The 17,564-nt window shown below is 66.1% G+C and carries 12 protein-coding genes; 7 read left to right on the forward strand and 5 right to left on the reverse strand.

Annotated features, from left to right (window positions below; genetic code table 11):
- Positions 1–66 precede the first annotated feature (66 nt).
- The 4 genes from ribA (at position 67) to GFS60_RS09130 (ending at position 3,823) form a co-directional block, all read left to right on the forward strand.
- A complete protein-coding gene (ribA, locus tag GFS60_RS09115) occupies positions 67–1,317 on the forward strand; it encodes a GTP cyclohydrolase II (protein ID WP_159920565.1) in 1,251 nt (416 codons plus the stop codon).
- A gap of 74 nt (positions 1,318–1,391) precedes the next feature.
- A complete protein-coding gene (locus GFS60_RS09120; protein WP_159920567.1) occupies positions 1,392–1,820 on the forward strand; it encodes a RidA family protein in 429 nt (142 codons plus the stop codon).
- A gap of 6 nt (positions 1,821–1,826) precedes the next feature.
- Complete coding sequence (locus tag GFS60_RS09125; RefSeq protein ID WP_159920569.1) at positions 1,827–2,585, forward strand: SDR family NAD(P)-dependent oxidoreductase; 759 nt, start codon at positions 1,827–1,829, stop codon at positions 2,583–2,585.
- 44 nt (positions 2,586–2,629) lie between these two features.
- Positions 2,630–3,823: an NAD(P)-dependent malic enzyme gene (locus GFS60_RS09130; RefSeq protein ID WP_159920571.1), complete on the forward strand. Its 1,194-nt coding sequence runs from the start codon at positions 2,630–2,632 to the stop codon at positions 3,821–3,823.
- 358 nt (positions 3,824–4,181) lie between these two features.
- On the opposite strand, the gene GFS60_RS09135 is transcribed toward GFS60_RS09130, so the two are convergent.
- From GFS60_RS09135 to GFS60_RS09150, 4 genes are all read right to left on the reverse strand, one after another.
- Positions 4,182–4,478, reverse strand: a complete 297-nt coding sequence (locus GFS60_RS09135; protein ID WP_159920573.1) for a WhiB family transcriptional regulator — start codon at positions 4,476–4,478, stop codon at positions 4,182–4,184.
- A gap of 326 nt (positions 4,479–4,804) precedes the next feature.
- Complete coding sequence (locus GFS60_RS09140; protein WP_159920575.1) at positions 4,805–5,599, reverse strand: 2-keto-4-pentenoate hydratase; 795 nt, start codon at positions 5,597–5,599, stop codon at positions 4,805–4,807.
- Between the two features lie 86 nt (positions 5,600–5,685).
- Positions 5,686–7,071: an LLM class flavin-dependent oxidoreductase gene (locus GFS60_RS09145; RefSeq protein ID WP_159920577.1), complete on the reverse strand. Its 1,386-nt coding sequence runs from the start codon at positions 7,069–7,071 to the stop codon at positions 5,686–5,688.
- A gap of 13 nt (positions 7,072–7,084) precedes the next feature.
- A complete protein-coding gene (locus GFS60_RS09150) occupies positions 7,085–10,753 on the reverse strand; it encodes a serine/threonine-protein kinase (protein ID WP_328799824.1) in 3,669 nt (1,222 codons plus the stop codon).
- 359 nt (positions 10,754–11,112) lie between these two features.
- On the opposite strand from GFS60_RS09150, the gene GFS60_RS09155 reads away from it, so the two are divergent.
- The 3 genes from GFS60_RS09155 to GFS60_RS09165 all read left to right on the forward strand — a co-directional run bounded on the left by GFS60_RS09155 (position 11,113) and on the right by GFS60_RS09165 (position 15,539).
- Complete coding sequence (locus GFS60_RS09155) at positions 11,113–12,444, forward strand: MFS transporter (protein ID WP_159927004.1); 1,332 nt, start codon at positions 11,113–11,115, stop codon at positions 12,442–12,444.
- Positions 12,445–12,540: 96 nt separating this feature from the next.
- Positions 12,541–14,031, forward strand: a complete 1,491-nt coding sequence (locus GFS60_RS09160; RefSeq protein WP_159920579.1) for a PucR family transcriptional regulator — start codon at positions 12,541–12,543, stop codon at positions 14,029–14,031.
- A 17-nt stretch (positions 14,032–14,048) separates the two neighbouring features.
- A complete protein-coding gene (locus GFS60_RS09165; RefSeq protein ID WP_159920581.1) occupies positions 14,049–15,539 on the forward strand; it encodes a PucR family transcriptional regulator in 1,491 nt (496 codons plus the stop codon).
- Positions 15,540–15,547: 8 nt separating this feature from the next.
- Here GFS60_RS09165 and GFS60_RS09170 read toward each other — a convergent pair whose 3' ends face one another.
- Positions 15,548–17,518: an oxidoreductase gene (locus GFS60_RS09170; RefSeq protein WP_159920583.1), complete on the reverse strand. Its 1,971-nt coding sequence runs from the start codon at positions 17,516–17,518 to the stop codon at positions 15,548–15,550.
- Positions 17,519–17,564 lie beyond the last annotated feature (46 nt).

A 17,564-nucleotide genomic window follows, 5' to 3' on the forward strand; every position in this document is an offset into this window, starting at 1 on the left:
CCGCCTCGACCACAACGTTCCACCACGCACCCACATGGGTGTTCGCCTAGGAAGGAGCCAGCGATCATGTCGACCATCTCGGACGCGGTTACCGCACTCGCAAACAAGGGAATGGTCCTCGTCGTCGACGACGAGGACCGCGAGAACGAGGGCGACCTGATCATGGCCGCCGAGTACGCGAGCACCGATGCGGTCGCGTTCTTCCTCGAACACACCTCCGGATTTCTCTGCGTCGCCATCGACGATGCCCGCGCCGACGTACTCGGCCTGGACCTGATGGTCCCCGACAACACCGAAGCCCACAAAACCGCATTCCTGGTCAGCGTCGACTACCGGCACGGCACCACCACGGGAATCAGCGCAGGTGATCGCGGCGCCACCATCCGGGCGCTGGCCGACCCGGCACTGCAGCCCGCCGACCTCGCCCGGCCCGGTCACGTGATGCCGCTGCTCGCCAAGCCCGGCGGCGTCCTCGAGCGCCCGGGACACACCGAGGCCGGCGTCGACCTGTGCCGCATGGCCGGGCTCAGCGGCGCTGCCCTGCTCTGTGAGATCGTCACCCCCGACCGTCGGGAGATGATGCGTCGCGACGAACTCGAACAACTCGCCGCACAGCACTCGATCCCGATGATCTCCATTGCGGATCTTCGGGCCTGGCGCGCACGCACCGAGGACACGGTGACTCCGCTGCGCCACAACGCCCCTCGTGCCGAGAACACCGTCCTTCGATCCGGGCATAGCACCCTGCCAACCGAGGTCGGCACATTCGACGCGATCGCCTATCACGCACCCGGCGACGGCGTCGAGCACCTGGCCCTGGTGACGGGCGACGTCGCCGCCGCCCACGCGCCGCTGGTCCGGTTGCACAGCGAATGCATCACCGGCGACCTCGCCGGCTCACTACGCTGCGACTGCGGCCCCCAGTTCCGATCCGCCCTGAGCGCAATCGCCGAGGCCGGCGCCGGCGTCCTGATCTACCTGCGCGGGCACGAGGGTCGCGGTATCGGCCTGGGCCACAAACTGCGCGCCTACGAACTCCAGCAACATGAGGGCCTCGACACCGTCGACGCCAACGTCAGCCTGGGCCTGCCGGTCGACAGCCGTGACTACCGCGTCGCGTGCGAGATCCTCGACGACCTCGGAGTGGGCCGAGTGCGGCTGATGACGAACAACCCCGACAAGATCGGGGCGCTGATCGATCATGGCATCACCGTCGCTGAACAGATCCCCCACGAGTCGTCACCGACCGCCTACAACCGGTCCTATCTGACCACCAAACGCGACCGCATGGGACACACCCTGCAACGGCTCGGCTGACAACCCGTCACGCTGCGCCACCGTCGCCCACACACCGGTCCCGCACCGGGAGCGGCCGAACCGAGAGGATCACCATGACGACCACGGAGAACATCGTTCAAACCCGCCCCGCCCCGTTCACCTGGGCACAGTCCGCCAAGTACAGCCAGGGCGCCAAGGCCGGCGACCTGGTGTTCACGTCCGGTCAGGCCGGCTACGACGACGCCGGCAACCTCGTCGCCGGCGGCTTCGAGGCCCAGGCCCGCCAGGTGTTCGCCAACATCGAGAAGATCCTGCAGCAGCACGGCGCCTCGATGGCGTCGGTGGTCAAGCTGACCGCCTACCTGGGCAACCGCGACGACTTCGAAACGTTCAAGAAGGTTCGCGCCGAGTTCTTCTCCAGCCCGTACCCGGCGGTGACCGCGGTGCAGAACTCGTTCCTCGTCGAAGGCATGCTCTTCGAAGCGGACGCCGTCGCCGTCGCCGGTGCCCACCGCGTCCTCGCCGACACCGACGCACACTGAGCCTCTGTGGACTCCATTCCCCGCAACCCGCAGACGCCACCCACCCCAGACAGACTGGTTCTGGTCACCGGTGTCGAACGCCCTGAGGGCGCCTGCGCCGCACGTACTCTCGGCGCGCACGGATTCGACGTCGTCGCACACAGTTTCATTCCGGAGGCAGCCGAACAGATCGCCCGGGACATTGTCAGCGTCGGTGGCCGCGCAACCGCCGCCGTCGCCGATCTCACCATCCACGGGGACGTCGATCGGCTCTTCACTGGCATCGAAGACACCCGCGGCCGTGTCGATACCGTCATTCACACCGCCTGGATCCCCGGGCCCGAATCCACCGGCACATCGCTCCAGTCGATCCATCCCCACGACTGGGACCGATTCCTCCACGCTCATCTGCGGATGTTGTTCACCACCGTGCGCCGGGCAATGCAGTCGATGAACGACCCCAACCGCGCAGGATCCGTCGTCACCGTCATCGGAGTGGACCGCTCAGCCGCCGAAACACGTCGTTCCACCCTGGCCCGTCGGGTGATCGACGGTGCGATCGAGGCGTTCACCGCCGCAGCGGCCGACGACATCAGCGCGCGAACCGTGCAGCTCAACACCATCCGCTTGGTCGACGAACGCCCGTCACCCGAACTCATGGGCGAGCACATCACACCGGATTTCGAATCGGCCCTCGTCCTTCTCGCCGACCCCGCCCACCACAGCTGGTCCGGCAAGGTCCTCTCCGCACCCGTGCCTGCGGCCCACCTCGCCGCTGTGCGCTGAAAACCATCACCGATGTCCTGCCCACCACCTTTGGAGTAACAGCCGTGACAGTCGTGTCCGAACCCACCACACCGCAGAAGGTCGAGCTGACCGACGAGGAGATCTTCGCCGGCCACATCGGGGGGAAGCTCTCGGTAGAGACCACGACCGCCCTCGATACCCAGCGCGCCCTGTCCATTGCCTACACGCCCGGCGTCGCGCAGGTTTCCCGCGCGATCCACGCCGACGAGACCCTCGCCGACCGCTACACCTGGACCAGCCGCCTCGTGGTCGTCGTCAGCGACGGCTCCGCGGTACTCGGCCTCGGCGACATCGGCCCCCGCGCCTCCCTTCCGGTGATGGAAGGCAAATCCGCACTGTTCAAGAACTTCGCGGGCCTCAATTCCATTCCGCTGGTGCTCGACACCAAGGACCCCGACGAAATCGTCGAAACCCTCATCCGGTTGCGCCCGAGCTTCGGCGCGGTCAACCTCGAGGACATCTCCGCACCCCGCTGCTTCGAGATCGAGAAGCGCGTGATCGAGGCCCTGGACTGCCCGGTCATGCACGACGATCAGCACGGCACCGCGATCGTGGTCCTCGCCGCCCTCAAGGGTGCGGTGAAGGTGCAGAAGCGGGACATCTCCGCGCTGCGCGTCGTCATCTCCGGCGCCGGCGCCGCCGGTGTCGCCTGCGCGAACATCCTGCTCGCCGCCGGCATCGCCGACGTGACCGTGCTCGATTCCAAGGGCATCGTCTCGGCCGACCGCAAGGACCTGAACGAGGTCAAGGTCGACCTCGCGGCCCGCACCAACCCCACCGGCCGGCACGGCGGGATCGTCGAAGCCCTCGACGGTGCGGACGTGTTCCTCGGAGTGTCCGCGGGCACGGTTCCCGAAGAACTCATCGCGACCATGGCGGACGACGCCATCGTCTTCGCGCTGTCGAACCCGGACCCGGAGATCCACCCCGAGGTCGCGAAGAAGCACGCGGCGATCGTGGCCACCGGGCGTAGCGACTTCCCGAACCAGATCAACAATGTGCTTGCCTTCCCCGGTGTGTTCCGCGGTGCGCTCGACGCCGGCGCCCGCCGTATCACCGAAGGCATGAAGCTTGCCGCCGCCGAGGCAATCCTCTCGGTCGTCGGTGACGAGTTGGCTGTAGACAAGATCGTTCCCAGCCCGCTCGATCCTCGCGTCGCCCCCGCTGTTGCGGAGGCAGTCGCCGCCGCTGCTCGCGCAGAAGGCGTCACCGACTAGCGAGAATCCGTTGAACACCCCGGACCGGAGCCCGCACCAAGGTTCCGCGGACGGGGTGTTCGTCGTGTCCTGCCGGGACGAGTGGGGAGTGCCACCAGACTGACGCATGACCGCGTGCGTCGAGTGGCGATCCGTCGACTTCGTCAGTGGGACAACGGGTATGAATCCGCACCCACCCTCATTCCGCAGCAGCGCGCGCAGCAATGAGGGCGGGTGCGGAACTCGTCCACGCGACGGCGACCGCCAACAGGTACACGCCCGCACCTTGCCCCGCGGACTGGTCCGCACGCAGAGGCGGGATCCGAGAACGTTGGCGACTGCGGCGGAAGCGAAACGTCAGCAGTCGGGTCGGCGAATGTCAGCGGCCGTACCGCTGGCCGTGCCGCCGGCCGAGGCGAGCGCGTTCGGTCTCGGACATCCCACCCCAGATGCCGTAACGTTCTGCGGCGGTCAGGGCGTGGGTGCGGCATTCGGAAAGCACGGGGCAGTCCCCGCAGATCTGCTTGGCGCGTCGCTCACGCCGCGCGCGGATGGTTCGCTGTTCGCGATCGTCGGGTGAGAAGAACATGTCGGTATCGGTGCCGCGGCACGATCCCTCATGTCGCCAGTCCAAACCTGGAGGACGATCGGTGTGGTGCTCGGTTGCGATGGTCATTCGATGTCTCGGGGTCGACGTTGCGGGGTCCGAGGCCGCGCCGAGCCTTGGCGGAGCGCGCAGACGGACGTCATCGGTACTCCTACGACGATCGCACCACCGAACCGGCGCTCAGAGCATGGCCGGTACGGCGGTGCGTCGTACGCAGTTGGAGAGCGGGTGCCTGACGCCGACACAGCCAGCCAGGCACCCGCGCAGTTCGTTCAGTCAAGAAGGCGCTCCTGATTCCTGAACGAACGTGTTGCCGCGGGGGAACGCTCACCCCGCGAAGATTTCTCGTGGACGACTCGACCGGGGCAGGCGCGTGCCGCCCCGCCGAGGCAATGTCAGTTGGTGGCGGTGGAGACGTCGAACTCGATGGTGCCGAAGCCTTCGAACTCACCGACCCAGCGGCCGGCCTGGTTCATCGGCACCGCCTGCAGGCAGCTGCCGGGGAGGATGACCTGGCCGGCGTGGAACTCGACGTCGTAGGCGGAGAGGCGGTTGACCAGCCAGGCGACCGCGGCGAGGGGATTGCCGAGGATGTTGCGGGTGTTGCCGGTGATGACCTCGCGGCCGTTGAAGTGCAGGGTGCCGCGCATGTCGCGCAGGGTCAGATCGGTGAGACGGCGGGGAGTGCCGCCGAGGATGACCGCTCCGGTGGACCCGTTGTCGGCCAACGTGTCCGGAAGGTCGATGGCCCAGTTCTGGACACGGGAGTCGATGATCTCGATGGCGGGCACCGCGTAGTCGATGGCGTTGATGACATCGGCGACGGTGACGTTGGGTCCGCGCAGACTGTTCTTCAGCACAAACGCGGGTTCGAGTTCGACGAACGGTTCGATGTAGTCGCCTCGTTCGAGGGTGGTGCCTTCGTAGGCGAAGATGCTCGCGAGCAGGAATCCGTAGTCGGGTTGGCCGAGGCCGAAGGCTTCCTGCATGACCTTCGCGATATTGCCGAGCTTGTACCCGACCAGCCGGTCACCGCCTGCGATCGCGTGGTCGACGTTGATGCGCTGGACGGCGAACGCGGAGTCCGCGTCGAGAGCGGGCCAGGTCTTGGTGGGTGCGGTGATCGGTGCACCGTTGACGCGTGCGGTACGCAGGATGGCCGCGACGTCGTGGAGTTCGGTGGTCTGCATGAGGTCCTCTTCGGTTCGTCTTCCCACCGTCTCCCGCGCCGCGGGGACGGCGGGAAGACGGGTGGGGGCACGTGGGGGTGGTTGTGTCAGACGGCGTCGACGGTGCGGTTGCCGACGCGGAGTCCGGGATGGTCGTCGCGGAGCCGAACAGCGCCCTTGCCGTAGAGCTTTTCGCGCAGTGTCGAGCCTTCGTATTCGCTCCACACGGTGCCGCGGCGCTGAAGTTCGGGGACGACCAGTTCGATGAAATCCGCCATGTCCTGGTACTTGACCGCGTGCCCGAAGTTGTAGCCGGCGATACCGGTTTCGTTCATCCACCGGGTCAGCTCGTCGGCGACGGTGGTGGGGGAGCCGACGATGGTCGGGCCGGTGCCGCCGATGCCGATGAATTCGGCGATGTCGCGCGGGGTCCATTCCATGTCGGGGTCCATCTTCGAGAAGAGGTCGACCATGGTCTGCCCGGCGTTGGTCTTGACATGCTTGAGCGGCACGTCAGGGTCGAACTGGGACATGTCCAGCCCGGTCCAGCCGCTGTAGCGGGCCATCGCCCCGGCGTAGCTGACCAGCTTGCGGTAACTCTCGTACTTGGCGTGGGCCTGTTCGTCGGTCGGAGCGCAGACGACGTTCAGCATCTGCAGGACCTTGACGTTCTGCGGGTCACGCCCGGCCTCGGCGGCGAGGCTGCGCAGGCTGTCGACCTGCTTCTTCAGCGCGGGGATGGACACGGCGTTGACGAAGACCGCCTCGGCGCTGGAGGCGGCGAGGGCGCGGCCCTTCGAGGAGCCACCGGCCTGGAAGATCACCGGGGTGCGCTGCGGGGACGGCTCGCACAGCGCGAAGCCAGGAACGGAGAAGTACTTGCCCTTGTGCTCGATGTTGTGTACCCGGCTCGGGTCGATGTACATGCCGCGCTCGGCATCCCGCACGACCGCGTCGTCCTGCCAGGACCCCTCCCACAGCTTGTAGCAGACCTCGAGGTACTCGGCGGCCATGTCGTACCGCTCGTCGTGGGGAACCTGCTGTCCGGTACCGAGATTGCGTGCAGCGCTGTCGGAGTAGGAGGTCACCAGGTTCCATCCGACGCGGCCGTCGGTGAGGTGGTCGAGGGTGCTGAACTTGCGGGCAAGCGCGTACGGGTGCTCATAGGACGTCGACCCGGTGAGTCCGAACCCGAGGTTCTTGGTCACCGCGGCCATCGCGGAGACGGCCATGAACGGATCCTGCGCCGGGATCTGCGCCGCATCGGCAAGAGCGGCGTCGGCATTGCCCTCGTAGATGTCGTGGTAGCCGACGTTGTCGGCGAAGAAGATGCCGTCGAACCGGGCCTCTTCAAGCAGCTTGGCGTACTCGGTCCAGTAGGCGAGGTTCTTGTAGTTGCCGCCCTGGTCCTTCGGATGCCGCCACAGGCCGGCCGACAGGTGCGCCGGGCCCTGGTAATCGAAGGCAAAGAGTCGCATGCGCTGAGACGCCATTGTCTATCTCCGTTCACTTTTTGAACACGTAGTTCATGTGTTGAACACCACTGTAAGAGGTGGAATGTGCGGCCGTCAATACCTCATCTGCGTGGAAACTGCTCGACGCTGCGTCGTTCCCGTCCGAAGATGGGCACTGCACAACGTCGGCGATGGGTGTCCACTGCTGTCCACGGCCGCGCCGTGTGAGGCCCGCGCTCAGGAAAGAAGTGGTGGCCTGCAGCGCGGTGAGGAAATCGGCGGGCACCGCGGGCCACTCATCGGGCCACCGGTTCTGGCGGTGGCGCTCGAGGAGGGCCTCGATGATCGAGGTGATCGGAGGTCCGGCGTCGACGAGGTAGCGGCTCATCCGGTGCTCGGCGCACTGTGCGGCGAGGGTGGCGAGGGTGGCGAGCAGAGTCTGCGCCTCCTCGAGGCGGTCGCCGGCGGCCAGGCACCCGAGCAGGAGGCGGCGGGCAGTCAGTAGCGCTCGGGGGCGGCCGCTGCCGGTGAGCCGGTCGACCGCGTCCTGTGCCCGGGTGCAGGCCGACGAGATGTCTGCCGGGGTGGGCTCGGAGAGCAGGTGCATGACGGCGGCCGATTCGTCGAACTCGGCAACGATTTGGGCGATACCGTCCGGCGGCTGCGATCGGATGGTTGTCGGCCGCTTGACAGGCGGCATCGGGAAGAGCGGGTCGTGCAGGTGCAGGCGGATCCGTTCGTTGTCGATGCGGGCACGCAGCCGGGGCAGGTCGAGGGTGCGGGCAATGCTGGTGCCTTCGTCCAGGCGGGTGGTGGTGCCCTCCCGGTCACCGCCCAGCGCCTTGATCCGGGCGCCGATCACGAAGGGACCCAACATGAAGTCGACACCCCCCGTGGAACCGAGCGCGACGCTTTCCTCGAGGAGTCGGCCGGCCTCGGTGAGATCGCCACGTTCATACAGCAGCTCGCCGAGCAGTGCGCTGGCGAGGCGGGCGACGTGCGAATGCGGACCGGCCGCCTCGACGGCGATTCGGAGTCCTTCCCGGAAGTGAGCCTCTGCGGCCGCTGTGTCGAGTTGTTCGTTGGCGGCGATTCCGGTGATGCAGTGGCCCCACACGACGCTGTAGGGGCCGCCGGCCCGGTCGTGGTAGGGCGTGGCATCGCGCTCGATGTTGCGGGCGGCGTCGAAGTCGAAGCGGTAGACCGCGCCGAACGCGGCGATACCTGCGGCTGCGGACACGACCCAGGGACGCAGATTCTCCGGCCTGTCCAGGCAGTTGGCGACCAGTTCCGGTATGCCGGTGACCCGATCGGTGAACAACAGCGATTCTGCGGTGACGACACCGAACTCGGCCCGCAGATCGTCGATCTCCGATTCCGGTATCCGGCCGAGGGTCAGCAGGGAATCGATGCGGTCGAGGGCCGTATGGGCGGGCCCGGGGCGGAGCAGTTCGTTGTTCGCCCATGCCAGGATCAGCTGCAGACGCAGACTCGTCGACACCAGCCGGGGCGGCAATTTGTCGATCAGCCCGAGCACGGTGGACATCCGGGCGTGCTCGATCAGGTCCATGCCGTTGTCCTCGACCAGGGTGACCGCCCTGGCTGGGTCACCGGCGGCCAGCGCATGGTCGACCGCCTCGTTGAGGAAACGGCGATCGGTGAACCACTCGGTGGCCACCCGGTGCAGTTCGGTGATCTTCTCCGGCTGGTCGCGTTCGAGACGGTGTTGGAGGAATTCGGCGAACAGGTGGTGATAGCGGAACCAGCGCCCGTCCTCATCGGCCCGGCGGAGAAACAGATCGTGTTCTTCGATCTTCTCGAGCATCGCCTGCCCGTGCGGGTCCCCGGTCAGGGCGGTGGCCAATGAGCCGCACAGTCGCTCGCAGATCGAGGTCGCCAACAGGAAGTCGAGTATCGATGGATCGAGGTGGTCGAGGACGTTCTCGGCGAGGAACTCCCCGATCGCTTGGGTGCGGCCGGTGAGTCGCTCGATGAGGGTGGTCGAATCCTCTCGTCCGCGCAGCGACAAAGAGGCAAGTTGAAGCCCCGCCACCCAACCGTCGGTCGTTTCGGTCAACGTGGCCACATCACGGCCGGTCAGATCCAGGCCGCGGACGTCGACGAGGAACGACTGCGACTCGGTGGTGTCGAAACGCAGCGTCTCGGAGTCGATCTCGACGAGTTCGTCGTGCATCCGCATCCGGCTCAGCGGCAGACCGGTGCGAGAGCGGCTTGTGACCAGGATCTGCAAGTGGTGGCAGCCCTCCACGAGCAGAGTGCGCAGCACACCGAGCGTGTCGGGGGCGGTGACTCGATGCCAGTCGTCGAGGACGATCACGATGCGCCGGCCGTTCTCGTGGATCCGGTCGATCAGCGTGCTCAGCACGAACCGCTGTGCATCACCGCTGTGCTCCTCCAACTGTTGGCGCAGATTCCCGGTCACTTCCGGCTGCACCCGTTCGATCGCCTCGACCAGATGGACCAGAAACCACACCACGTTGTTGTCGTCCCGGTCCACGGTGAGCCAGGCGACCGCACTGCCCTCGTCCGCGAGTGCCTGACGCCACTGGGCGGCGAGGATGCTCTTGCCGTACCCGGTGGGGGCGTGAATCACGATCAACCGCCGCTGCCCGCCCTGGCGGAGCAGGTCGAGTAGCCGCTCACGCGGGACCAGCGCCCGCGCCGATTCGGGGGGACGGAATTTCGTCGCCGGTGACGGCGGCGGGGTCAGCGACCCGGTGGGCGTCACCCGCGCCGGCCCGTAGGCGGTCGCGCCGGGAGTGTGGGATCCGCTGGTGGTGGGCGGCGGGTGGGCGGCGGCGCCGGGCAACGGCAGAGGATCGACCGGCACGCCGGTCGACTCCTGCACCCGTCTCAGTTCCTCGCCGAACGCCGCGGCAGTGGTGGGACGGTCGGCAGCAGTCGTGGCCATGGCATGTTCGATCGCCGCGCATACCTGGTCGGGAATCGTCCCCCCGCGCAGATCCGGGATCGGGTGCGAGCTGACCCGTAGAAACTGGGCGACGAGGCGTTCACCCGAGCGCCGCTCGAACGCCGCGTGACCGGTCAACGCGCAGAACAATGTTGCTCCGACGCTGTAGATGTCTGCGGCGGGCTCGGGTGCGTTGCCGCGGAGCACCTCCGGCGCGGTGAACGCCGGTGATCCGGTCACCGTGCCGGAGGTGGTCTCGAAACCGCCCGGAATCCGCGCGATCCCGAAGTCGGTCAGCTGCGGTTCCCCGTAATCGGTGAGGAGCACGTTTGCCGGCTTGACGTCGCGGTGCACGATGCCGGTCCGGTGCGCCACCTCGAGCGCCCCGCACAACTTCACCCCCAGTCGCAGTACCGACTGCCAGTCCAGCGGACCCTCGATTCGGATCTGCGACTCGAGCGAACCGCGGGAATGCAGCTGCATCACCAGATAGGGGTGTCCGCTCCTGGTGGTTCCCACCTGCAAGATGGTGACGATGTTCGGATGACCTGAGAGCCTGCCCATCGCGCGCTGTTCCCGCAGGAACCGCTCCAGATTGTCGGGGTCGAGATCCGAGGTGAGCACCTTGACCGCCACTGTGCGATCGAGTGACGGCTGGACGCACCGGTAGACGATCCCGAATCCACCACTACCGATTTCCTGCGCGTCGTCGAACCCGTCCGCGTGCAGCTCGTCCGGAAATCCCGGCGCCGGCCCGCGCTGGGTGGCAAAGGGGTCGACCTCGGACATGGCGGCGCTCAACTCACCTGCACGCCTGCCGAGCCCACACCATGAGGCCCGAGCAGGCGGGCCGGCACGGACCCGGGCCTGCAGCTGTTCGTTTCACCGCCATATTTTTCTGCAGACACCTCAGGATAGGCGTTCGATTCACCCCGACGAACCGAATCGCCTCCACTCCGCAGTCACCGAGCCCCTACTCGGACGGGTTCACTTTGTGGCTAATGTGTTCAATTTGTGGATGGACGTGTAGACAATAGCTCGTGCGCGCATTCAGGTCTCTGGCTCGGCGGCCCGACGTCCTGGAACTCTTCGCTCATCGCCTGACGAATAGCCGGCAACATGCCCGAACTCAGCCCGGAGAGAACGTGATGTACCCAGCATCTCCCAGCTCGACAACATCCTTCCGCGTCGACGACGCCCCGCTGCTGCGCTTCCACAAACGGCTCGTCCTCTTCTCGGCCGGGGGACCGTTCCTCGACGGATACGTGCTGAGCATCATCGGGATCGCCATGGAGCACCTGACCCCGCAGTGGGATCTGAACTCGGCACAGCAAGGCCTCCTCGCGGCGTCTGCATCGATCGGCATCTTCCTCGGGGCCTTCCTCGGCGGAGGGCTCACCGACCGCTTCGGGCGCCGAGCCCTCTATACAGTCGATCTGGTCGGCGTCATCGTCTTCTCGGTCGCGCAGTTCTGGGTCGACGACTTCGGGTGGCTGTTTTTGCTCCGGATTCTCATCGGAATGATGATCGGGGCGGACTATCCCATCGCCACATCACTTTTGACCGAGTTCACCCCGAAGAAATACCGGGGCCCGTTCATCGGTGTCCTCACGGTGATGTGGTTCGTCGGCGCCGCGTTCGCCTACCTGGTCGGTGACGTCCTCACCCGAGTCGGCGATCAGGGATGGCGATGGCTGCTGGCCAGTGCCGCGGTGCCGGCTGTACTGACCGTGATCACCCGCATCGGAACACCGGAGTCACCGCGCTGGCTCGCCGGTAAGGGACGCATCGACGAAGCCAATGAGGTCGTTGCGAAGGTCTTCGGTCCGCACGCCGTCATCGAGATCGAGTCCGGGCGCCGCGCCGGGGGAGTCGGCGCGCTCTGGAATTCGGGGTACCTCCGCCGAATCGTCTTCGTCACCGCGTTCTGGACCGCAGCAATCGTGCCGCTGTTCGCGGTGTATGCCTTCGGCCCGAAGATCCTCGCGGAGCTCGGGCTCGACGGGCGGATGGCGAACATGGGGTCGGCCTTGATCACAGTTCTGCTCCTGGTCGGCTGTGTCGTCGCGATGGCGGCTATCAACCGGTTGGGGCGCCGCACCTTGTTGATCCAAAGCTTCGCGTGGTCCGGAGCGACCCTGCTCCTTCTGGGCTTGTTCCCCGAGAGTCCCGTTTCCGTCATCCTGTGCCTGTTCGCGACGTATGCGGTGTTCACCGGAGGCGCTCAGGTTCTTCAGCTGGTGTACCCCAACGAACTCTTTCCGACCGAAATCAGAGGCAGCGCGGTGGGATTGGCCTCATCGCTCAGCCGAGTCGGTGGTGCCCTCGGTACCTATATGGTCCCGATGGCCTTGGACCGCTGGGGCGTCGGCCCGACCATGCTCGGCGCTGCCGCGATCAGCCTGGCGGGCCTCGCGGTCAGTGTCGCCTTCGCGCCAGAAACGCGCGGCAAGTCCCTCGCCGACACAGCGCGAATCTGATCCGCAGGAGCCGTACTCACATACAATTCACTGAGCGATGTCTATACTCGCGTCCGACTCCGATGGGCGTGTATCGTCTGGCTCCGGGAGTGATTTGTGTCGAACCTGACAGTCGGCGACTTGGTGACCATGAGGCAACTTGCGTGCAGCGTGGTTGCCGGCGCGGCCGGCATAGGACGGACCGTGGTGTGGGCGCATGTGTGCGAGTTACCCGATCCGTGGAACTGGCTCAGTGCCGACGATCTGCTGATGACCACCGGGATGTGCCTGCCGGCACCAGCTGACCAACAGAAGCAGTTCATTCGAAGCCTCAGCGAGGCAGGTTTGGCCGGTATCGCGATCGGCGACGACCTGCAAGCGCCCCCGTTCACGCAGGACATGCTGTCCGAAGCCGACGAACTGGGCTTCCCCGTTGTCACGGTCGGTCATGCGACCCCCTTTGCGGCAATCGGCCGCACCGTCGCGATCGCGGCCCAGAGCGTTCAGGTGAGTCGAATTGCGCGCTTGAGTCGGCTCTACGACGCCACGCACGCGGCACCCGAAGAGGAGACATCGCTGCTCGGTCGACTGTCGGAGGAACTTGGACACCAGCTCCATGTCGTCGACGTCGAGCTCGGGAGCGAGGTGCTCCGTGATGCACACCCACTGGACGACGAACTCATCGGTCAGCTTCGCAACCGCGTCGGTGGCCGGCTCGACCGTCTTCCGCCGCGAATAGCGATCGACGCCGCTGCCGGAACGACGGCGACAGCGTTCCCCCTCGCTAGTCACCGCAAGTGCATGCTCGTCGCAGCTGGATACACCGACCTCGAGGTCGATGCCTTCGTGTTATTGCATGCCCAGAGCCTGGTCGGCGTGGAAGTAGAGCGCGTGACCCGAGAACGCGAGCGCACCGATGTCGTGCGGGCGGAGCTGCTCGAGCAGATGGTCACCGGATCGATCAGCGCGGATGCCGCCAGGCCTCGGCTGGGGCAACTGGGATTGGCCGATACGGACTGGTGCGTCATCGGATTCGACGCTGCTCGCCTCCACACCGCGCGCACGCTGATCGGAGACCGTGGATTCCCTTACTTGTCGTGCTTCGTCGGGGAAGAGGGTTATGTGATGATCCCGAGCGCCGACGCCGATCCGGCGGCGGATCTACTCGGCCACCACATCGATTCGATGGGCATGTCGGCACGTAATGCGACGACTCAACGGGTGCCGGACAGCGTTCGTCAAGCCCGGTGGGCCCTCCAGGCCGCGCGGGCGGCGGGAGGCGGTCTCGCCGAGTATTCGACTGCGGCGCCGCTGTTCCTTCCCCGCACCTTGACGGAAGCACACTTTGCGGCGCGAGCCGTGCTGGGCAAGGTCATCGATTACGACACGGCTCATCACAGTGATCTCATCGAAACTCTTGATGTGTTCCTGTCCATGGATCGAAACTGGTCGGCAACCTCCGAGAAGCTCGTCATCCACCGTCAGACACTCGGATATCGATTACGCAAGATCGAGGGTTTGACCGGCCGCAGCGTGAAGAGTTCCGCCGACATCGCCGACTTCTGGATGGCGCTGATCGCCCGTCGGATCAGTACCGGCCAGGCCTGAGTGACGAGAGGTAGACCATGTCGAGATTAACCGTCGGCGATCTCATCGCGATGGATCAGCTCGGGTGCACCGCCGTCGCCGGTATGGAAGGACTCGACCGACGGATCGTGTGGGCGCACACCTCGGAACTCGACCCCTGGGACTGGCTGGGAGCGGACGAGTTGCTGATGACCGCCGGTTTGTGTGTGCCGTCGGACGAGCAGGCGCAGTGCAGGTTTGTCGAGCGCCTCTACGAAAAAGGGCTGGCGGGTGTCATCATCGGCGATGATGCGACGGCGCCACCGCTGACGGGTGCGATGGTGTCCGTTGCCGACAGACTGAAATTCCCCATCCTGAGGTGCAGCCACACCACCCCATTCGCGGCCATCGGACGGACGGTGGCTCTAGCCAGTCAGAGTGTTCAAGTCAGCAGGGTTGCCCGACTGAGCCGACTCTACGAACACGCACGCTCGACGTCACTAGCGGAGACGAGTCTCCTGGAGAGGCTGTCTCGGGAGCTCGGATACACCTTGCACGTCGTCGACGTCGAGTACAGTACCGACGTCCTGCCCACGGACACTGCACTGTCCGAAACAGCCATCGCCTCATTGGCTTCGAATGTCGCCGGCACACTCGAACGCCTGCCCGCCCACCTCACGCTCGTAGAGGGTGCCAACTACGTGATGACCGCCCATGCACTGCCTACACACCGCAAATGCATGCTCGTCATGGAGGGAAGCCCAGCAACGGATGTCGATGCGTTTGCACTGCTGCATGTGCGGAGCCTGATCGGCGTCGAAGTCGAAAAGGTTACCCGGGAGCGGGAGTATGCCAACGAAACCGGCGAGCACCTCCTGCAGAGAATCCTCGCCGGCTCCGATGCAACCGAAACCGTCACACCGCTCCTCGAACAATTCGACCTGGCCGGGGCCGAATGGACGGTGCTCAGCTTCGGTACCGATTTCCTTCCCGCTGCACGGACGATAGCGGGAGACCGACGGATTCCCAACGTGACCGCCGCACTCGATGAGCACGCCTACATGCTGCTCCCCATCGCGCGAAGCACCGAGACCATCGACCTGCTGGGCGGGAAGACCGGGTCGATAGGAGTGTCGCCCTCGGCCACTACGATCGGAGAAATCTCGGACAGCGCGCGCCAGGCGAGTTGGGCGTTGGACACCGCCCGATCGACCGGTGTGCCTGTCGCCCGGTACTCCATCGATGCGCCACTGTTCGTACCGCGCACCCTCACCGACGCCCGGCATGCCACCGACGCGATACTTGGCGAACTCCTCCTGTACGACCAGGGGCACGAATCGAACCTCGTCGAGACTCTCGAAACCTTTCTCGCCAACAATCGAAGCTGGACCGTGACTGCCGACCGGCTCGGAATCCACCGGCAGTCCCTAGTTTTTCGGCTCCGCAAAATCGAGACCGTGACAGGACGAAACCTGAAGGCTTCATCGGACATCGCGATGCTGTGGCTGGCGCTGCGCGCACGCGCGCACGCGATATCACTGGCCGACTGACCAGGACGCTACACGGCAGCGGCTGCTTTCAGTCCGTCCAGGACGGCTTCTTCGACGGTGCGTGGGGCGAGGCAGTCACCGACCCCGGTGAACGGGATGCCGGTGGTTTCGACCTCGGTGAGCAGGGCATCGTTCTGCTGGTGTCCGAGTGCGAGGACGAGTCCGTCGATGCCGTCGAGGATGATCGGCTCACCGGTCAGGGTGTTGACCAGATAGACGGTGTCCTCGTCCGCACCGAACAGCCGTGCGTGGGGGATGACGCGGACTTTCGCTTCGGTGGCGGCGCGCAGCATCGCAATGCGGGTGTACTGCTGCAGCTGTTCACCGGCCGCATAGCCGTTGACACACAGGGTCACCTTGCGTCCTTCCCGGGCAAGCATTTCGGCGACGCCGAGGCCGGTCCAGTCGCCCCGCCAGTCCGCCACGACGATCTCACCCTTGGGGGCATTGCTGCCGCCTGAGCCGATCACGTCCCAGGCCTCGAGGACCGGCATGTCCCCGTCCAGCTCGAGCGGCGGCCGATACGGGGTGGCGCCGGTCGCGATAATGACGTGGTCGGGGCGTTGCGCGGTGATCATCGCCGCATCCACCTCGACACGGGTTTTCACGATGACTCCGTAGCGGTCGAGTTCGGACTGCAGATTGGTTGCTGCGCCGCCGAACTCGGATCGGCCGGGAAGCCGTTCGGCGAGCAGGACCTGCCCGCCGACCCGACCACTGGCCTCGTACAGGGTGACCCGGTGACCGCGCTGGGCGGCGACCACGGCCGCCTTCATCCCGGCGGGCCCGCCGCCGACGACCATGACGTCCCTCGGCTTCGGGGTGATCACCAGGGTGCCGAATTCGCGTTCGCGTCCGGTCTCCGGACGCTGAAGGCAGGAGATCGGATAGCCGGCCTGGAAGTGACCGATACACGCCTGGTTGCAGCCGATGCAGGCCCGGATGTCGTCCGGCCGCTCGGCCTGCGCCTTGGCCGGCATCTCCGGGTCGCAGATCAGGGCGCGGGTCATCGCACAGGCGTCGGCCTGCCCCTTGGTGAGGACGATTTCGGCTTCCTGCGGTTGGTTGATCCGCCCGGCGACGAGCACCGGAATCGACACGGCGGCCTTGATGTTCGCGGCGGCGGGTGCGGTGTAGGCGGCCTCCTCGCTCATCGGCGGGACGATGTGCAACGACCCGGTCCGGCTGGCGGAGGTGCCCTCGGTGACGTTGAGATAGTCCAGCGACCCGTCCGCGTCGAGCCTGCGGCACACCTCCACGATGTCGGTGGGCTCGTCCTCCACGGAGGAGTGCTCGATGCCGGACACTCGGACGCCGACCGCGAACCCCGCCCCGACAGCCTCGCGGACGGCGGAGATGATCTCGCGCAGGAACCGCATTCGATTGTCGAGGTCGCCACCGTACTGGTCGGTGCGCAGGTTGAGTTCGGGATTGAGGAACTGGGCGGGCAGGTAGCCGTGGCTGGCCACGATCTCGACACCGTCGAGTCCGGCCTGTTGAAGGCGGCGCGCTCCGGCCGCGTATCCGGCGACGACCTCGGCGATCATTGCCTGGGACATCGGCCGGGGCATGACCCGGAATCGTTCGTTCGGGACCGCCGATGGGGCATAGGCGACCGGAAGCGCACCGTCCTGGGATTCCATGATCTCCCGGCCCGGGTGGAACACCTGACCGAACACGGCGCACCCGTGCTCGTGTACGGCGTCGGCGACGCGCCGGTATCCCTCGATGCAGCTGTCGTCGGTGGCCATGAGTACGTGGTAGGTGTACCGCGCGGTCTCGTGGATACCGGCGACCTGCATGATGATCAGCCCGGCACCGCCGGCTGCCCGGGCTCGGTGGTACTCGACGAGTTGGTCGGTGACCGCGCCGTCGTGCACCATCACGGTGTCGTGACCGGAGGAGAAGATCCGGTTCTTCAGGGTGACGTCACCGATCTGCAGGGGAGAAAACAGCGTCGGGAAGAGGGTGTCAGACATGGAATCCCAGTTCTGTACTGGTGGTGGAAAGGGTGGGAGTCTCTGC

This window comes from Rhodococcus sp. WAY2 (assembly GCF_009859915.1).
Lineage (GTDB): Bacteria > Actinomycetota > Actinomycetes > Mycobacteriales > Mycobacteriaceae > Rhodococcus_F > Rhodococcus_F oxybenzonivorans.

Excerpts from the sequence above, each read along its gene's own strand:
- ribA (WP_159920565.1), top strand. The coding sequence starts at position 67 with ATGTCGACCATCTCGGACGCGGTTACCGCACTCGCAAACAAGGGAATG.
- GFS60_RS09120 (WP_159920567.1), top strand. The coding sequence starts at position 1,392 with ATGACGACCACGGAGAACATCGTTCAAACCCGCCCCGCCCCGTTCACC.
- GFS60_RS09135 (WP_159920573.1), bottom strand. The coding sequence starts at position 4,478 with ATGACCATCGCAACCGAGCACCACACCGATCGTCCTCCAGGTTTGGAC.
- GFS60_RS09140 (WP_159920575.1), bottom strand. The coding sequence starts at position 5,599 with ATGCAGACCACCGAACTCCACGACGTCGCGGCCATCCTGCGTACCGCA.
- GFS60_RS09145 (WP_159920577.1), bottom strand. The coding sequence starts at position 7,071 with ATGGCGTCTCAGCGCATGCGACTCTTTGCCTTCGATTACCAGGGCCCG.
- GFS60_RS09150 (WP_328799824.1), bottom strand. The coding sequence starts at position 10,753 with ATGTCCGAGGTCGACCCCTTTGCCACCCAGCGCGGGCCGGCGCCGGGA.
- GFS60_RS09155 (WP_159927004.1), top strand. The coding sequence starts at position 11,113 with ATGTACCCAGCATCTCCCAGCTCGACAACATCCTTCCGCGTCGACGAC.
- GFS60_RS09165 (WP_159920581.1), top strand. The coding sequence starts at position 14,049 with ATGTCGAGATTAACCGTCGGCGATCTCATCGCGATGGATCAGCTCGGG.
- GFS60_RS09170 (WP_159920583.1), bottom strand. The coding sequence starts at position 17,518 with ATGTCTGACACCCTCTTCCCGACGCTGTTTTCTCCCCTGCAGATCGGT.